We start from the raw sequence: 15,751 nt of genomic DNA, 5'->3' as shown, positions 1-15,751 counted from the left end.
GCTAAAGGGACATGATCATGCGTAAACTCGTAGCATTCTTCAGCCTCGCTCTTCTGGCCACACCCATCTCCAGCCCGGCGACTGCCGATAGTTTTTCCCAGATCAGCGATAAACAAGCTTTTGTATCGCTTGTGGATGGGCGCAAACTGACCCGCTTCGGGATCAAGCTGGACGTCACACCGGATGGCCAGATCAAGGGCAACGCCTTTGGCCGCAGTGTGACCGGCGCGTGGACTTGGAAATCAGGCTATTTCTGCCGTGATCTTTATTGGGGCAAGCGCGATCTTGGACCCAACTGCCAGGCTGTGAAGGTGCAGGGCAACACCATGCGCTTCATTTCGGATCAGGGCACCGGCGAATTCGCCGATCTGGTATTGCGCTGATTTAAACCCTCCACATGGCATGAAAGTGATGGGTCGGGCCGTGGCCCCGCCCGACGTCCAAAAGATCCGACGCTGCAATCGCGCCGGTGACATAGGCCTTGGCAGCCCGAACCGCCTCTGGCATTCCGGCGCCTCGCCCTAACCACGCAGCCAATGCCGCTGACAGCGTACATCCCGTGCCATGGGTGTTGTGCGTCAGGTGACGCGGGGCTTCCAGCCACTCATCCCCATCCTGCCAAAGCAACAGGTCGCGGCTGCGGTCGGTTTTCAGATGTCCGCCTTTCAGCAAAACCGCTTGCGCCCCAAGGTCCAAAAGAGCCGTGGCTTGTCGCATCATCCCGGCCTCATCCTGCACCTCGTCCTCACCCAGCAGGTCGGCGGCCTCGGGCAGGTTCGGGGTGATGATGTTGGCGCGCGGCAACAGGTGGTCGCGCAGGGCCGCAACCGCATCGGCCTGCAACAGGCGGTCTCCGCCCTTGGCCACCATCACGGTATCCAGCACAATCGGCGCATCCAGCCCGTCCAGCGCCTTTTCCACCGCCTTAACGATCGCGGAACTGCCCAGCATCCCGATCTTGACCGCATCGACCCGGATATCGGAACGGATCATCGCGATCTGCTCGGCCACCATATCGGGCGTGGTCAGCTCAACCCGGCTGACCCCTTGGGTGTTTTGCGCAGTCAAGGCGGTGATCGCGGCCATGGCATAGCCGCCATTGGCAGAAATCGCCTTGATATCGGCCTGGATACCGGCCCCGCCGGAAGGGTCCGAACCCGCGATAGAGAGAATATTCGCGCTCATGTTGTCCTCCATTCTTCCAATAAGGCACGGGTTGCCACCTCGGGGTCGGCGCTGCGGGCTATGGCCGAAACGACCGCCAGCCCAACCGCCCCAGCCGCGCGCAACCCCGCCGCATCACCCGGGCCGATACCGCCGATGGCATAACAGGGCAGTGGTGTGGTTTTTGTGATCTGCCCCAGTCCGGCAAACCCGATGGGTGGCGCATGATCCGGCTTGCTTGCCGTGGCGCGGATCGGCCCAACGCCGAGATAGTCGACGCAGTCCAACGGCACATCAGCCAATTGATCCGCATTTTCCACCGACAGGCCCAGCATCATATCCGGGCCAATGCGGGCGCGGATATCGCGCGGATCTCCATCGCTCTGACCAATATGCAATCCGTATGCGCCTATCGTGATGGCCACATCGACCCGGTCGTTGATGATCAGCTTGGCGTCATGCTGTGCCAAAACGGTTTGCAGCTCCTGTGCCTGCGCCGCCAACTCGGGTGTGCTCGCCGATTTGTCGCGCAGCTGGATCAGCCGTGCCCCACCACGCGCCGCGGCAAGGGCCTGACCGACAACGGGCAGGTCGGCCCCCGGATCGGTGACGAAATAGACCGGCCCCATCATGCCTCAGTGATCCGCGACCGGGCCGTCAACGCCTCGGGTGTCATTGCGTGCAACGCATCCAGAAGATGCATCGCCAACGTGCCGGGGCCATCAGATTTCTGCGCGGCCTGTTCACCCGCCAGACCGTAATAGGCCAAAGCGGCTGTCGTTGCCTCAAGCGTCGGCTGTCCAACGGCGAAAGCCGCCACAAGGCCGGTCAAAGAACATCCCAGCGCGGTGATCTTGGGCATCATCGGATCGCCATTTTCCACACGATAGGCGCGGCTGCCATCTGTGATGTAATCCACCGCACCCGTGACAGCGACAACCCCGCCTGTCTGCGCGGCCAGGGTGCGTGCGGCGGCCTCGGCGCTGGCCACGCTGTCACCCGCATCCGCGCCCTGGCCTGCGGCCTCGGCCCCCGCCAACGCCAGAATTTCCGAGGCATTGCCGCGTATCACGGTGGGTTTCAACGCCACCAGCCGTGCACCCGCCTCGCGCCGCAATCCGGTGGCAAAGACCGCAACCGGGTCCAGCACCCAGGGTTTGCCCGCGTCATTCATCACGCGCGCCGCCGCTTCCATAGCCGCGACCCAATCGGGATCAAGCGTGCCGATATTGACACTCAGCGCCGAGGCAATCCCGGCGAACTCTGCCGCTTCCTCGCGTGCGTGCACCATGGCGGGCGAGGCCCCCGCCGCCAGCATCACATTGGCCATGACGTTCATCGCCACGTAATTGGTGATGTTCTGCACCAGCGGGGCAGTGGCCCGCATGTTTTCAAGGTAGTGTCCTGCGTCTTGCATCGTTGTGCCTCCTTGCGAACGAAAGAAGGCGGGCACGAACGTCAAAACAGGCCCACGACTTCCTCCGCCGGCATGATCCGGTTCAGGTTCAAAGGGTACTTCTCAGCCTTTTTCAAGACGCCCCTGTCGTGTGGGTATAGCTACTGCTCTGGCATGCGGCGTCAAGCCCTAAGCAGCGTCAGATGCCAATCGCAGCATACCAGCGGGCAAAGGCGGCAACATTTGGCTCCAACTCGGGCTGAAACCGGCCTTGCCGGGCGTCAGGGCTGGCCATCCCACGCTGTTGGTTGATCAGGGCGGGGACGTCTTCGTCCAGGGCGGCATCCATGCGATCCAGATACGCCGCCGACTTCTCGGCAAACTCTGGCAGGTCAACCGTCTCGGGCGGGAAACACGAGGTTTGCACAACAAGGCAGCGGTCCCCACCCAGCGGGTAGGCCTCGTAACACCAGAGCGCGTCCGTGTTGGCAGCAAAGGCCATGTTCGGGAACACCCACGTATAGCGTGCGCCCGTTTTTGCGCACCCTTGCAGACCCGGCATATCGGGCAGCGCCTTGTCCTGCTGATCCTCCAACAGACCACCCGTCCCATCGGTCGCCCCGAACTGGGTGGCAAAACCGCCTTGTACTGGATCGGGCGGATTGGGCCGCGCATAAACGCTGTCGATGGAATCGGGATGCACGAAAGGCAGGTGGTAGTATTCGTTGAACACCTCAAGAAACAGTTTCCAGTTGCACTCCACCTCCAGCACCCGACGCCGGACACTGACCAGTGACTCCATTGGCCAGTCCGCATGCAAGCCCGCAAACTCGCCCAGATGAGTGTCAAGGTCGGGAGCATCGGCGTTCAGGCAGACGAAGGCAAAACCCAGCCGTTCTTCAGCGCGATAGGTGATCAACCCGTTCTCGGCCTTGTCAAAACCCTGCGCGGCCTCCATTTCGGGGGCCGAAACCAGCCGCCCGTCCAGCGCGTAGAACCACGAATGAAACGGGCAGCGCAGGCCCTTACACGATCCTTCGCCATCCACCAGCCGCGCGCCGCGGTGGCGACAGGTATTGGCATAGGCGCGTAAAATCCCTTCGTTATCGCGCAGCAGCAGGATGGCCTGCCCTGCGATGTCCAAGGTGATGTAATCGCTAGGTTCGGCCACCATGTCAGCCCGACCCACCCCGATCCACCCTGCACGGAAAATCGCCGTTACCTCGGCGTCGGCCACCGCGTCCGAGCGATAGACAGCGGGTGGCAACGACGACGCCTCGTCAGCGGGCAAAAGACAGCGTTCAAGTGCAGCCGAGGCAAGCAGCCGCGACATCAGGCCGCCCGTTCCGCCGCCCGTTCGGGATCTTGCAATGGTTCGCGGACACCGGGGCGGATGACGGCGGGATCATATGGTTCACGATCAAACACCTCGCGCACCATGTCGGCGAAAAACTCGATGGGCTCGTGATCGTAATCGGGGTCAAAGCTGGATTGGTCCCAGCGTTCGCAGAACTCGGAACAATCGTCGAAATAAGGGCTGCCGGCATGGCGTTCCCGCTTGTTAGGGTCTGCGCCGACGTGATGACCAAAATAGGCAAGTTGGAAATCGCCATGCGCCTCGACCGTCCAAGTCACCTGCTCGCGCACGAAGGGTTTCAGGATCGTGGCGGCGTATTCGTCATGGTTATGAGGGGCAAAGATATCGCCAATATCATGCAATAGCGCCCCGACGACCCAATCCTGATCCGCACCATCGCGCCAGGCCCGCGTGGCCGATTGCAGCGAGTGGCCAAGCCGGGTGATCTGATAACCCGACAGGCTTTCATCCAATTCAACCAGCGCGGTCAGAAGACGGTCGGCGGTGCCTTTGACATACTCGTGCTCCAGCTTTCCAAGAAGATCGTAATCCTCCTTGTCGCCATCTTTCATCTGAGTGAACTTGACCTTTTCCATGCTCTCTCCCTTTCTCTGACGCGGGCCTTCATTTGGTCGCGATGCCTGGACATGGTGTGATGAAATCACGACGCAGCCAACGAAAAATGTCTCGTTGCGGCGTTTTCAGTGTCGGTTTTGAGGAAGAAGAGAGGGATGTCGGGTAGCCAAGCCGCGCCCGACATCTAGTATTCGATTTAAAGTGCGGCCACGATGGCTGCGGGCACGGCAACCATGCCGCCAACGATCAGTGCGATCGAAATTCCCAGTCCTTTGAACATGTCTCTCTCCGAGTTTTCACCTGTTTGAAGGACAGAGGTAGCTCTGGGTCCGGCACCGGGGATGCGGCAGGCTGTCGCGCCAAGTCAGAAATCGACAGCAATGCCTTTCTTTTCCCAATCCCCATAGCGCACGGGTTCGGGGCCTTTGCGCCCACCCAGTTCCTTGGGCAACGCGTCTTGCCCTTCGGCAGCTTTGCGGCGCTCTTCGGCCTCGGCAAGGGCGCGGATGGCAGCGGGGGGGAGGTCTTTCTTCTCGGGATCGCTCATCGCTGGGTTCCTTTGGTCTCCGCCCCTTGATATACGCCCCGCACCGCCCCCGGCAAGGACCCGCCCGCTATGAAACCGCCCACCCCCCGCAGTTCCGCGCTGTATATGCTTGATAAGATCATGGAAGAGGGCCGCCTGCTGTCCGATCTGATCGCAGGGGGCGCTCTGGACCGGCTGGACCCGGCGGATCGCGCCCGCGCCCAGCGCCTGACCTTGCAAACGCTGCGCGGCATCGAACGGGCCGACCGCATCATCTCACGGTTTCTGCGCAAGCCGCCACCTTTGACGGTGCATAACATCCTGCGCCTTGGCACGGTCGAGCTTTGTCTGGGTGGCGAGGCGCATGGCGTGGTCAACGATATGGTCGGCCTGCTGGGCAATCACCGACGCTATGCCAAGCTGAAGGGCCTGATCAACGCGGTGCTGCGGCAGGTGGCCGAGGATGGCCCAGGGCGCTGGAACGATCTGAGGGTGCCGCGTATCCGAAGCTGGCTGCGCGAACCGCTGGTGCAGGCCTGGGGCAAGGGCGTGATGAACGATATGGAGCGGGCGCATTTCGCCGGTGCCCCGCTGGATTTGACCGCCAAGGGCGATGCGGCGGCCTTGGCCGATGCTGTGAACGGGCAGCTTTTGCCAACCGGATCGGTCAGGTTGGCCGATGCCGGGCAAGTGTCGGCCCTGCCAGGATATAAGGCGGGTGACTGGTGGGTGCAGGACGCCGCCGCCGCGATCGCGGTGCAGGTTCTGGCGCCGCAACCGGGCGAGGCGATCCTTGATCTCTGCGCCGCACCGGGGGGTAAAACCCTGCAACTGGCTGCCGCCGGGGCCGAGGTGACGGCGCTTGATGTCTCAGAACACCGGATGGAACGGGTCACCCAGAACCTCGCTCGCACCGGGTTAAACGCGACCTGCATCACCGGCGATGCGCTGACCCATGAAGGGCAGTATGATGCCATCCTGCTGGACGCGCCCTGTTCGGCCACCGGCACGATCCGCCGCCACCCCGACCTGCCCTTTGCCAAGGATGGCAGCGAGTTTGGCGAGCTGATCGGCCTGCAAACGCAAATGCTGGATTACGCTTTGACCCTGCTGAAACCCGGCGGGCGGCTGGTGTTTTGCACCTGTTCGCTGTTGCCCGATGAAGGCGAAGTGCAGGTGGAAGAGGCGTTGGAGCGCCACACAGACCTGACTGTTGATCGCACGGCACTCGTCGAGCGTCCCGGTATTGATCCGGCCTGGATCACCGAGGAAGGCGGCTTGCGTCTGCGCCCCGATTACTGGCCCGATCTGGGGGGTATGGACGGGTTTTACATTGCCTGCCTGCGCCGTTAACCGCCCATCATCACCCCCGGCGTCAATCAGCCGGTGACTTGGCTCGCCGGGCGCGGTATATTGCCGAAAAGTAACGCCAATAAGAGCGTGCAGAGGCAAGGCAGATGTCCAGAACCGATGATATCTCGGCGCGGTGGGCGCGTTTGATGAACCGTCTTGAGGCGCGGCGCGCGGCGTGGTCAAAACCCGCCACGGCCTTCCTGTCACAACCCGAACCCCGCACCATCGGCAGCTTTGCCCGGGGTCGACAACTGAGCGCGGGCAATTTCGTTTTTGCCGGCACGCTGATTCAGGCCCCGCATACGCGTCTTTGGGATCTGGCCGCGCCGGATGAGGAATTCAGCGCCGAGCAACACGGCTTTGGATGGCTGGATGATCTGGCTGCCGCCGGAGACAGTCCTGCGCGCGCGGCGGCACAGGAATGGCTGGCCGACTGGATCAAACGCTATGGCGACGGATCGGGTCCCGGCTGGACACCGGAACTGACCGGGCGGCGCCTGATCCGCTGGATCACCCACGCACTGTTCCTGATGTCCGGCCAAGGCAATGAAATCGCGGATGGTTTCATGCGCTCTCTGGCACAGCAAACGATCTTCCTGTCGCGACGCTGGAAAAGTTCATCCCCCGGCCTGCCCCGGTTCGAGGCACTTACGGGTATGCTATATGCTGGCCTGTCGCTGGAAGGGATGGAAGCGCATGTCGAGCCTGCCCTCAACGCGCTGGCGCGCGAATGCGACAGTCAGATCGACCCGCAAGGCGGGCTACCCACACGTAATCCCGAAGAATTGCTCGAAGTTTTCACCCTGCTGACATGGGCCGCACTGGCCTTGTCGGAAACCGGCCACACGCCCAGCAACGCCCATTGGAGCGCGATCGAGCGGATCGCCCCGACCTTGCGCACCCTGCGCCACGCAGATGGTGGGCTGGCGCGGTTCCATGGCGGCGGGCGCGGCCTTGAAGGGCGTCTGGATGCGGCGCTGGCCACCAGCGGCGTGAAATCCAGCGCGCCCGATGGTCTGTCGATGGGATTTGCGCGGATATCGGCGGGCCGCAGTTCGATGATTGTGGATGCGGCACCGCCACCGCGTGGGCGGGCCTCGGCGAACGCCCATGCATCTACCCTCGCGTTTGAACTGACATCGGGACGTCGTCCAGTGATCGTGAATTGCGGCTCGGGGGCCAGCTTTGGCCCGGATTGGCGCCGTGCGGGGCGCGCCACGCCGTCGCATTCCACGCTGATCCTCGCCTCGCGATCTTCTTCGCGCCTTGGGGCCAGCGGTGAGTCGCTGCAATGGTTGGAGGACACACCGTCAGAGGTGCCGATTGAGATCAGCCAGGCGCAGGATGGCGTGCGTTTTGAAGGCGGCCATGACGGTTATCGTCGTCGCTATGGCCTGACCCATATCCGCAAGCTGGACATGACCTTTGATGGTCGCGGTATCGCGGGCGAAGATACGTTGATGACGCTCGACAATGACGACCGCGCATTGTTCGACGTAGAACTCGATCGCGCCCGGCTGCAGGGTATCCCCTATGACATCCGCTTTCATCTGCACCCGGATGTGGATGCCTCGGTCGATATGGGGGGGACAGCCGTGTCCCTGGCGCTCAAAAGCGGTGAAATCTGGATATTCCGGCTGGATGGCGCGGCCGAAATGCGCCTTGAAACCAGTGTTTACCTTGAAAAATTGCGTCTCAAGCCCCGTGCGACCAAACAGATCGTTCTATCTGGCCACGTTATGCAGTATGCCGCCCGTGTCAGATGGTCACTTGCCAAGGCACAAGAGACGCCGGTCAGTATCCGCGATCTTGCCCAGGACGAGGTGGACCCGCTGGCAGTTGACTAAATTTGCACGAGGACAAAGCTGCCCCATGACCGATCTCGCCCCGCTGAAACGCGCCCTTCTTTCTGTATCCGACAAGACCGGTCTGGTCGATCTGGGCAAGGCTCTGGCCGCGCGCGGCGTCGAACTTCTATCCACCGGCGGCACGGCCAAGGCGCTGCGCGAGGCGGGTTTGGACGTGAAAGATGTGGCTGATATCACCGGGTTCCCCGAGATGATGGACGGGCGAGTGAAAACCCTGCACCCGATGGTGCATGGCGGGTTGCTGGCGCTGCGGGATAATGACGATCACGTCGCGGCGATGGACACGCATGGCATCGGCCCGATCGACCTGTTGGTGGTCAATCTTTATCCGTTTGAGGAAACCGTCGCCAAAGGTGCCGATTATGACACTTGTGTCGAGAATATCGACATTGGCGGCCCTGCGATGATCCGCGCGGCGGCCAAGAACCATGCGTTTGTGAGCGTTGTGGTGGATGTCGAGGATTACGATAAGGTGCTGGGCGATCTGGATCAGCATGACGGGCGCACCTGCCCCAAGTTCCGCAAGAAACTGGCGCAAAAGGCCTATGCGCGCACGGCGGCCTATGATGCAGCGGTCTCAAACTGGATGGCCGATGCGATTGGCATGGACACACCCAAGCGCCGCGCGGTTGCCGGGACGCTGGCGCAAACCCTGCGCTATGGCGAAAACCCGCATCAGCAGGCGGCGTTCTACACCGATGGCAGCGCGCGTCCGGGTGTAGCGACGGCGACGCAACTGCAGGGCAAGGAACTGTCCTATAACAACATCAACGACACCGATGCGGCGTTTGAGTTGGTCAGTGAGTTTGACCCGGCCGATGGCCCCGCCGTGGCGATCATCAAACACGCCAATCCCTGCGGTGTGGCGCACGGCAATACAGTGGTCGAGGCCTATCGCAAGGCCTTTGATTGTGACCGCACCAGCGCATTCGGCGGGATCATCGCGCTGAACAAGCCGCTGGACGGGGCCACCGCCGAAGAGATTTCCGGGATTTTCACCGAGGTGGTGATCGCGCCGGGGGCAGATGCGGATGCGGTCGAGATTTTTGCGAAGAAAAAGAACCTGCGCCTGCTGACCACCGAGGGGCTGGCCAATCCGGCGGAAGCGGGCCGGATGCTGAAACAAGTGTCGGGCGGGTATCTGGTGCAGGATAAGGACAATGGACGGCTCAACCCCGATGACCTTAAGGTTGTCACCAAACGCCAGCCAAGCGAGACCGAGATGGCCGATATGCTGTTCGCCTGGAAGGTGGCGAAACATGTGAAATCCAACGCCATCATTTACGTCAAAGACGGCACCACCGTCGGTGTGGGCGCGGGTCAGATGAGCCGCGTCGACAGCTGCCGGATTGCCGCGCGCAAGGCCGAGGATATGGCGGCAGAACTGGGTCTGGCCAAACCACTGACGCTTGGGTCGGTCGTGGCCTCGGATGCGTTCTTCCCCTTTGCCGACGGCCTGCTGACCGCCGCCGAGGCGGGTGCCACGGCGGTGATCCACCCCGGCGGATCGATGCGCGATGACGAGGTGATTGCCGCCGCTGATGAGGCCGGTCTGGCAATGGTCTTGACCGGGATGCGCCATTTCCGGCACTAAGACGCCAGCAAAAGAACGATGGGCCGCTCAAATCAGGCCCACGAGCAGAGAGGCAAGCGCCATGCGCATCGTGTTTTGGGTCGCCGCAGTGATCTTTGTGTCCGATCAGGTCACGAAATACTACGTCGTTCATATGCTGAACCTTGATCGCGTTCTGGCGATCAACGTGTGGGACCCGTATTTCAACCTGCGCATGGCTTGGAATTACGGGATCAATTTCGGCCTTTTCGCGCAGGACAGCCCGTGGGTGCGCTGGGTTCTGATCGCCGTAGCACTGACCATTTCGGCCGCCGTTCTTTGGTGGGTTCATAACGATCCGGCGGGCCGCTGGCAGAAGATAGCGGCGGGTCTGCTGGTGGGCGGCGCGCTTGGCAACGTTGTCGACCGGCTGATTTATGGCGCGGTGGCCGATTTCATCAACATGTCCTGCTGCGGATTTGAGAACCCTTACGCCTTCAACATCGCGGACATCGCCGTTTTCATTGGGGCGTTTGGCATGGTCGTTCTGTCCAGCGATGCGTCGGGCAAATCGGACAAAAAGGCCTCGTGACCTTGGCGTCGGGATGCGCTACACCATGAGCAAGTGCTGTGAAGGAGTGGCCCAAGCGATGCCGCGTCTATTGATGATGTTCCTGTTGATCCTCGGTGTCGCCGCCTGTGGCAACCGGGGCGATGATCTCGTGCTGTCCAAGATCAAGAAGACTGGCAAAGGCCCGGACGAGTTTTCAATCCTGCCCGGCAAGCCCCTGCAACCACCAGAAAACCTGAACGTTTTGCCCACGCCGACACCCGGCGGAACCAACCTGACCGATCAAAATCCGCGCGCGGATGGTGTCGCGGCGCTGGGTGGCAATCCGGGTGCGCTTGTGGCGGATGGCGTTTCGTCTGCGGATGGCGCATTGCTCAACCACTCTCGCCGCTATGGAATCAGCCCCGGCATCCGACAGACCCTGCGTCGTGAAGATATCGATGTCAGGCGCCGCCATGGCCGCAGAAATCTGCTCAACCTTGGACCCAATGACGATTATGCGCTGGCTTACCGTCGCCAGTGGCTGAACGCTGAGGCCGAACATGAACGGCTGCGCCGCCTTGGGATCAGCACGCCATCTGCGCCTCCGCCTGAATAAATACCTCTCTCCATCTGCTCACGGTCCTGTCATCGCGCTTGAACCTTTCGGCGGGCGGCGTATCTATCGCAAGTAGCCGCCCATTAGACGGAGATTCCAAATGCGCTTTGTTGCGACCTGCCTGACCCTGATCGCCCTGATCGGCGGGCCTGTACAAGCCAATGACCAGGTCACCCATTTCACGCTGGATAACGGCATGGAAGTAATCGTGATCGAAGACAACCGTGCACCGGTTGTGGTGCAGATGGTCTGGTATCGCGCCGGATCAGCGGATGAGAAGCCGGGCGTTTCCGGCGTGGCGCATTTTCTGGAACATCTTCTGTTCAAAGGCACCAAGACGCTGGCCCCGGGCGAGTTTTCCCAGACCGTTGCGCGCAATGGCGGGCAGGACAACGCCTTTACCAGCTATGATTTTACGGCCTATTTCCAGCGCATCGCGGCGGATCGGCTTGAGTTGATGATGCGGATGGAAAGCGACCGGATGGTCAATCTCCAGCTGGATGGAAACGATATCCTGACTGAGCGCGACGTGATCATCGAAGAGCGCAATCAGCGGGTCGAGAATGACCCCTCGGCGCTCTATCGTGAACAGAAGAACGCGGCCATGTATCTCAACCACCGCTACGGTGTGCCGGTGATCGGCTGGCAGCACGAAATGACCCAGCTGACGCTGGAGGACGCGTTGGAATATTACCGAACCTATTACGCCCCCAATAACGCCATTCTGGTGGTGGCCGGGGATGTGAACCCGGACGAGGTGCATGAGCTGGCCAAGACCTATTACGGAGTGATTCCACCCAATCCGGATCTTCAGCCACGCGCGCGCGCGCAGGAACCTCGCCAGATGGCCGAACGGCGTGTGATCTACAAAGATGCGCGCGTGGCCCAACCCTATGTCAGCCGCTCCTACATCGCCCCCGAGCGGGACAGCGGCGCACAGGAAAAAGCCGCGGCACTGACCCTGTTGGCCGAGCTATTGGGTGATGGCCCGACCTCTGTTCTGGCCCAGAAACTGCAGTTCGATGCCAATGTGGCGATCTTTTCCACCGCCTGGTATACCGGCATGTCGCTGGACGATACATCGTTCACGCTGGTTGCGGTGCCCGCCGACGGGGTAACCTTGCAAGAAGCCGAGGACGCGATGGACCAAGCCGTGGCCGAGTTCATGGAAGAGGGCGTCGACCCGGAACATCTGGACCGGATCAAACGGCAAATATACGCGGCCCAGATCTATGCCCGTGATGATGTCGGCGATCTGGCCGATGAATATGGTCGGGCGCTGACCCAGGGGTTGACCGTTGAAGACGTACAAGCCTGGCCCGATATTCTGCAGGCCGTCACCGAAGAAGATATCATGACCGCCGCGCGGTCGGTTTTCAATCGCGACCGATCGGTCACAGGCTGGTTGACCAAGTCGGAGGTGACCCAATGATCCGCGCTGTTTTCGCCGCCTTCGCCATTCTGTTGGCCACCCTGCCGGCCCGCGCCGAAACCAACATTCAAAGCATCACCTCGCCGGGCGGCATCAACGCCTGGCTGGTGGAGGAACACTCGATCCCCTTCGTGGCCATCGAGCTGATGTTTCGCGGCGGCGCGGCCATTGATCCGCCGGACAAGCGTGGCGTGACCAACCTGATGGCCGGACTTCTGGAAGAGGGCGCGGGCGAGTTGGATGCGCGTGCGTTTGCCAGGGCACGTGACACGCTGGCTGCGTCGATCCAGTTCAGCGCCAACGGAGATTCCTTGTCGGTATCAGCACGTTTCCTGACCGAAAACCGCGCCGAAAGCCTGGAATTGCTGCGCTCGGCGCTTGTTGAACCGCGCTTTGACGACGATGCGATTGACCGGGTGCGGGCACAGGTCCTGTCGGGTTTGCAATCCGACCTCAAGGATCCGCAAAGCATCGTTGCGCGCGCGTTCAATGAGTTGCTTTACGGCGATCACCCCTATGGCCACGGCATCAGCGGCACCATCGAGAGCGTCAGTGCGCTGACCCGTGATGACCTGATTGCCGCGCATCGCGCCGCGATCACCCGTGACCGTGTCTACGTCAGCGCCGTGGGCGACATCACCAAGGAAGAACTGGGGGCACTGCTGGACAGATTGCTGGCTGATCTGCCTGAAACCGGCCCAGACCTGCCACAGATGGCAGAGGTGAACCTGCCCGGTGGTGTGAAGGTGGTCGAATTTGAAACCCCGCAATCCGTGGTGCGTTTCGCGCAACCGGGCCTGCCCCGCGATCATCCTGATTTCTTCGCCGCGTTCATCCTCAATCACATCCTGGGTGGCGGCGGGTTTGAAAGCCGCCTGATGACCGAGGTGCGTGAGAAACGTGGCCTGACCTATGGTATCTATTCCTATCTCAGTATCGCGGATTATTCCAAAACCTGGGCCGGGGGCACCGCATCGGCCAATGACCGTGTCGCCGAGGCCGTTCAGGTGATCCGCGATGAATGGACGCGTCTCGGCACCGAGGGGGTGACCGAGGAAGAGTTGAACGACGCCAAGACCTATCTGACGGGCGCCTACCCGCTGCGCTTCGACGGAAATGGCCCGATCGCCAATATCGCGGTGAACATGCAGTATGACGCCATGCCGCTGGATTACATCGCCAGCCGCAATGACAAGGTCAACGCCGTCACCTTGGAGCAGATCAACCGCGTTGCCCGTGAAATGCTGAACCCGGATCAACTGACCTTCGTGGTTGTCGGACAGCCCGAGGGGCTGGACAGCACGATTGACTAAAGCCGCGATGCGCGAAACAAGTGCAGACAAGATGAAAAGGGGGCGCTTCATCGCCCCCTTTTGCTTTTTGAAAGGCGCCTGCTGATGCCTAACCCGATATACGTGATCCCCGATATCCACGGACACAAGGACAAGCTGGACCACGCCCTGTCACTGATCGCGGCGGATGGCGGCGGACCTGTGGTATTCCTTGGAGACTATGTGGATCGCGGGCCCGATAGCTGCGGAGTGTTGCAGGTGCTTGTGGATGGGCTTGCTGCCGGGCAGGACTGGACCCTTCTGCGCGGCAATCACGATCAACTGATGTTGAATGCGCTGACCCATCTGCGCAATCATCCCGACGCCCCGCGCGAAGACATCCGTTGGCTGTCCTACAAATCAGGCGCGCGGGAGGCCCTTCTGTCCTATGGCGTCAGTCCGGGCGATCCTGCCAAAGATATTCTGTCGGCAATTCCATCGACACATCTGACCCTGCTGGCGGACACCAGGCTGAGCCATCAGACCCCCGATCTGATCTTTGCCCATGCCGGGATCCGCCCCGGTATCGCCTTGGTCGATCAAACGCCCGAAGACCTGATGTGGATGCGCGAACCATTCCTGTCGGACACCTCAGATCATGGGCGGTTGGTCGTGCATGGCCACTCCCCGGTGATGTTTCCCGAACATCACGGCAATCGCATTGCGCTGGATGGCGGCGCGGGCTGGGATCGCGATTTGCATGTGGCAGTGTTTGAAGGACGCAGCTGCTGGCTGCTTGACGAAGGCGGACGGCAGCCACTTGTTCCGGGCTGACGAGACGTCACATTGTCTTTCCGGGGGCGCGGGCGTTACTCTGGCTCAAACCCATTTGAATCCGGAGATGTTCTATGACCGATATCGTTATCCTCGACGGCGCACGCACCGCCATTGGCACCTTTGGCGGGGCCCTGGCCGGCACGCCACCCGCACAGTTGGGCGCACATGCCGCGCGCGCCGCGATGGAGCGCTCTGGCGTCGAGCCGGGTCAAATTGGTCATGTGGTCTTTGGTCATGTGATCAATACCGAGCCAAAGGATATGTATTTGTCACGCGTCGCCGCGATGGAGGCGGGTATCCCAGACACCACTCCGGCAATGAACGTCAACCGGCTGTGTGGCTCGGGCGCGCAGGCCATCGTCTCGGTCCTGCAATCCCTGATGCTGGGCGATGCCGAGTTTGGTCTGGCTGGCGGCGCCGAAAGCATGAGTCGCTCGCCCTTTATCATTCCCGATCAACGCTGGGGCGCGAAGATGGGCGATATCCGCACCCTCGACATGATGCTGGGTGCATTGAACTGCCCCTTCGGCACCGGCCATATGGGGGTCACCGCCGAGAATGTCGCGGCCGAACATGACATCACGCGGGATGCGCAGGATGTTTTTGCACTGGAAAGCCAGAACCGCGCCGCGGCGGCCATCGAGGCCGGGCACTTCGCCAGCCAGATCGCCCCGATTGACGTCAAGGTGCGCCGCGACGTGGTCAGCTTTGAAGTGGATGAACACCCCAAACCAACCACGCCCGAAGCACTGGCCGGGTTGCGCACCGTATTCCAGAAGGACGGAACCGTCACGGCAGGCAATGCCAGCGGCATCAACGATGGCGCCGCCGCACTGGTTCTGGCACAGGCCAGCGCCGCCGAGGCTGCCGGTCTGAAACCCAAGGCCCGTTTACTGGGATACGCCCATGCCGGGGTGCGCCCCGAAGTGATGGGCATCGGCCCGGTGCCTGCGGTCGAAAACCTGCTGGCCAAAACCGGGTTGAGCGTGGGCGATTTCGACGTCATCGAGTCGAACGAAGCTTTCGCCGCCCAAGCCTTGGCTGTAAACAAGGGCCTTGGTCTGGACCCCGCGAAAGTAAATCCCAATGGCGGGGCAATTGCACTGGGCCACCCTGTGGGTGCGACCGGGGCAATCATCACACTGAAGGCGCTTTACGAGCTGGAACGTATCGGCGGGTCCAAAGCGCTGGTGACCATGTGCATCGGCGGCGGTCAGGGCATCGCACTGGCCTTCGAGCGGCTCTAACGC

16 protein-coding genes and 1 riboswitch are annotated in these 15,751 nt (G+C 61.6%); of the genes, 10 read left to right on the top strand and 6 right to left on the bottom strand.

The features are described from left to right. Nucleotides 1-17: 17 nt before the first annotated feature. Complete coding sequence (locus tag V6N02_RS08920) at nucleotides 18-383, top strand: dihydrodipicolinate reductase (RefSeq protein WP_371225190.1); 366 nt, start codon at nucleotides 18-20, stop codon at nucleotides 381-383. 1 nt (nucleotide 384) lies between these two features. Here the strand turns inward: V6N02_RS08920 and thiD are convergent, their stop codons facing one another. The 6 genes from thiD to V6N02_RS08890 form a co-directional block, all read right to left on the bottom strand. After that, nucleotides 385-1,185, bottom strand: a complete 801-nt coding sequence (gene thiD, locus V6N02_RS08915; protein ID WP_371225189.1) for a bifunctional hydroxymethylpyrimidine kinase/phosphomethylpyrimidine kinase — start codon at nucleotides 1,183-1,185, stop codon at nucleotides 385-387. Continuing rightward, complete coding sequence (gene thiE, locus V6N02_RS08910) at nucleotides 1,182-1,796, bottom strand: thiamine phosphate synthase (RefSeq protein ID WP_371225188.1); 615 nt, start codon at nucleotides 1,794-1,796, stop codon at nucleotides 1,182-1,184. Before thiE ends, thiD begins: the two co-directional genes overlap by 4 nt. Then, a complete protein-coding gene (thiM, locus tag V6N02_RS08905; RefSeq protein ID WP_371225187.1) occupies nucleotides 1,793-2,581 on the bottom strand; it encodes a hydroxyethylthiazole kinase in 789 nt (262 codons plus the stop codon). Before thiM ends, thiE begins: the two co-directional genes overlap by 4 nt. Nucleotides 2,582-2,623: 42 nt before the next feature. Then, nucleotides 2,624-2,716, bottom strand: a riboswitch (TPP riboswitch). A 43-nt stretch (nucleotides 2,717-2,759) separates the two neighbouring features. Beyond that, entirely contained in the window at nucleotides 2,760-3,893 is a 1,134-nt protein-coding gene (locus V6N02_RS08900; RefSeq protein WP_371225186.1) for an aromatic ring-hydroxylating oxygenase subunit alpha, read from the bottom strand. After that, nucleotides 3,893-4,513 (bottom strand): HD domain-containing protein, encoded by a 621-nt coding sequence (locus V6N02_RS08895; RefSeq protein ID WP_371225184.1) that lies wholly within the window; start codon nucleotides 4,511-4,513, stop codon nucleotides 3,893-3,895. The genes V6N02_RS08900 and V6N02_RS08895 overlap by 1 nt, the downstream gene beginning before the upstream one ends. A 344-nt stretch (nucleotides 4,514-4,857) precedes the next feature. After that, complete coding sequence (locus tag V6N02_RS08890) at nucleotides 4,858-5,040, bottom strand: DUF1674 domain-containing protein (RefSeq protein WP_371225183.1); 183 nt, start codon at nucleotides 5,038-5,040, stop codon at nucleotides 4,858-4,860. 69 nt (nucleotides 5,041-5,109) lie between these two features. On the opposite strand from V6N02_RS08890, the gene V6N02_RS08885 reads away from it, so the two are divergent. The 9 genes from V6N02_RS08885 to V6N02_RS08845 all read left to right on the top strand — a co-directional run bounded on the left by V6N02_RS08885 (nucleotide 5,110) and on the right by V6N02_RS08845 (nucleotide 15,748). Beyond that, the gene (locus V6N02_RS08885) at nucleotides 5,110-6,372 is read left to right on the top strand and encodes an RsmB/NOP family class I SAM-dependent RNA methyltransferase (protein WP_371225182.1); all 1,263 of its coding nucleotides are present in this window, start codon (nucleotides 5,110-5,112) and stop codon (nucleotides 6,370-6,372) included. Between the two features lie 104 nt (nucleotides 6,373-6,476). Beyond that, nucleotides 6,477-8,219 carry a heparinase II/III family protein gene (locus tag V6N02_RS08880; protein ID WP_371225181.1) on the top strand — a complete coding sequence of 581 codons (1,743 nt, stop codon included), beginning with the start codon at nucleotides 6,477-6,479 and terminating at the stop codon, nucleotides 8,217-8,219. Nucleotides 8,220-8,244: 25 nt separating this feature from the next. Then, on the top strand, nucleotides 8,245-9,834 hold the full coding sequence (gene purH / locus V6N02_RS08875; RefSeq protein ID WP_371225180.1) for a bifunctional phosphoribosylaminoimidazolecarboxamide formyltransferase/IMP cyclohydrolase: 1,590 nt from the start codon (nucleotides 8,245-8,247) through the stop codon (nucleotides 9,832-9,834). Between the two features lie 61 nt (nucleotides 9,835-9,895). Beyond that, the gene (gene lspA, locus V6N02_RS08870; protein WP_371225179.1) at nucleotides 9,896-10,384 is read left to right on the top strand and encodes a signal peptidase II; all 489 of its coding nucleotides are present in this window, start codon (nucleotides 9,896-9,898) and stop codon (nucleotides 10,382-10,384) included. A gap of 58 nt (nucleotides 10,385-10,442) precedes the next feature. Beyond that, a complete protein-coding gene (locus V6N02_RS08865) occupies nucleotides 10,443-10,961 on the top strand; it encodes a DUF3035 domain-containing protein (RefSeq protein ID WP_371225178.1) in 519 nt (172 codons plus the stop codon). 100 nt (nucleotides 10,962-11,061) lie between these two features. Continuing rightward, the gene (locus tag V6N02_RS08860; protein WP_371225177.1) at nucleotides 11,062-12,393 is read left to right on the top strand and encodes a M16 family metallopeptidase; all 1,332 of its coding nucleotides are present in this window, start codon (nucleotides 11,062-11,064) and stop codon (nucleotides 12,391-12,393) included. Then, on the top strand, nucleotides 12,390-13,706 hold the full coding sequence (locus V6N02_RS08855) for a M16 family metallopeptidase (RefSeq protein WP_371225176.1): 1,317 nt from the start codon (nucleotides 12,390-12,392) through the stop codon (nucleotides 13,704-13,706). Before V6N02_RS08860 ends, V6N02_RS08855 begins: the two co-directional genes overlap by 4 nt. Before the next feature lie 84 nt (nucleotides 13,707-13,790). After that, nucleotides 13,791-14,498 (top strand): metallophosphoesterase family protein, encoded by a 708-nt coding sequence (locus tag V6N02_RS08850; RefSeq protein WP_371225175.1) that lies wholly within the window; start codon nucleotides 13,791-13,793, stop codon nucleotides 14,496-14,498. 74 nt (nucleotides 14,499-14,572) lie between these two features. Beyond that, the gene (locus tag V6N02_RS08845) at nucleotides 14,573-15,748 is read left to right on the top strand and encodes an acetyl-CoA C-acyltransferase family protein (protein ID WP_371225174.1); all 1,176 of its coding nucleotides are present in this window, start codon (nucleotides 14,573-14,575) and stop codon (nucleotides 15,746-15,748) included. Nucleotides 15,749-15,751: the final 3 nt, after the last annotated feature.

Origin of the sequence: Roseovarius conchicola (assembly GCF_041403425.1) — a bacterium.
In the GTDB taxonomy this organism is placed as follows: domain Bacteria; phylum Pseudomonadota; class Alphaproteobacteria; order Rhodobacterales; family Rhodobacteraceae; genus Roseovarius; species Roseovarius conchicola.
This window is presented reverse-complemented; position numbering and strand designations above follow the sequence as displayed.

Excerpts from the sequence above, each read along its gene's own strand:
- V6N02_RS08920 (WP_371225190.1), top strand. The coding sequence starts at position 18 with ATGCGTAAACTCGTAGCATTCTTCAGCCTCGCTCTTCTGGCCACACCC.
- thiD (WP_371225189.1), bottom strand. The coding sequence starts at position 1,185 with ATGAGCGCGAATATTCTCTCTATCGCGGGTTCGGACCCTTCCGGCGGG.
- thiE (WP_371225188.1), bottom strand. The coding sequence starts at position 1,796 with ATGATGGGGCCGGTCTATTTCGTCACCGATCCGGGGGCCGACCTGCCC.
- thiM (WP_371225187.1), bottom strand. The coding sequence starts at position 2,581 with ATGCAAGACGCAGGACACTACCTTGAAAACATGCGGGCCACTGCCCCG.
- V6N02_RS08900 (WP_371225186.1), bottom strand. The coding sequence starts at position 3,893 with ATGTCGCGGCTGCTTGCCTCGGCTGCACTTGAACGCTGTCTTTTGCCC.
- V6N02_RS08895 (WP_371225184.1), bottom strand. The coding sequence starts at position 4,513 with ATGGAAAAGGTCAAGTTCACTCAGATGAAAGATGGCGACAAGGAGGAT.
- V6N02_RS08890 (WP_371225183.1), bottom strand. The coding sequence starts at position 5,040 with ATGAGCGATCCCGAGAAGAAAGACCTCCCCCCCGCTGCCATCCGCGCC.
- V6N02_RS08885 (WP_371225182.1), top strand. The coding sequence starts at position 5,110 with ATGAAACCGCCCACCCCCCGCAGTTCCGCGCTGTATATGCTTGATAAG.
- V6N02_RS08880 (WP_371225181.1), top strand. The coding sequence starts at position 6,477 with ATGTCCAGAACCGATGATATCTCGGCGCGGTGGGCGCGTTTGATGAAC.
- purH (WP_371225180.1), top strand. The coding sequence starts at position 8,245 with ATGACCGATCTCGCCCCGCTGAAACGCGCCCTTCTTTCTGTATCCGAC.
- lspA (WP_371225179.1), top strand. The coding sequence starts at position 9,896 with ATGCGCATCGTGTTTTGGGTCGCCGCAGTGATCTTTGTGTCCGATCAG.
- V6N02_RS08865 (WP_371225178.1), top strand. The coding sequence starts at position 10,443 with ATGCCGCGTCTATTGATGATGTTCCTGTTGATCCTCGGTGTCGCCGCC.
- V6N02_RS08860 (WP_371225177.1), top strand. The coding sequence starts at position 11,062 with ATGCGCTTTGTTGCGACCTGCCTGACCCTGATCGCCCTGATCGGCGGG.
- V6N02_RS08855 (WP_371225176.1), top strand. The coding sequence starts at position 12,390 with ATGATCCGCGCTGTTTTCGCCGCCTTCGCCATTCTGTTGGCCACCCTG.
- V6N02_RS08850 (WP_371225175.1), top strand. The coding sequence starts at position 13,791 with ATGCCTAACCCGATATACGTGATCCCCGATATCCACGGACACAAGGAC.
- V6N02_RS08845 (WP_371225174.1), top strand. The coding sequence starts at position 14,573 with ATGACCGATATCGTTATCCTCGACGGCGCACGCACCGCCATTGGCACC.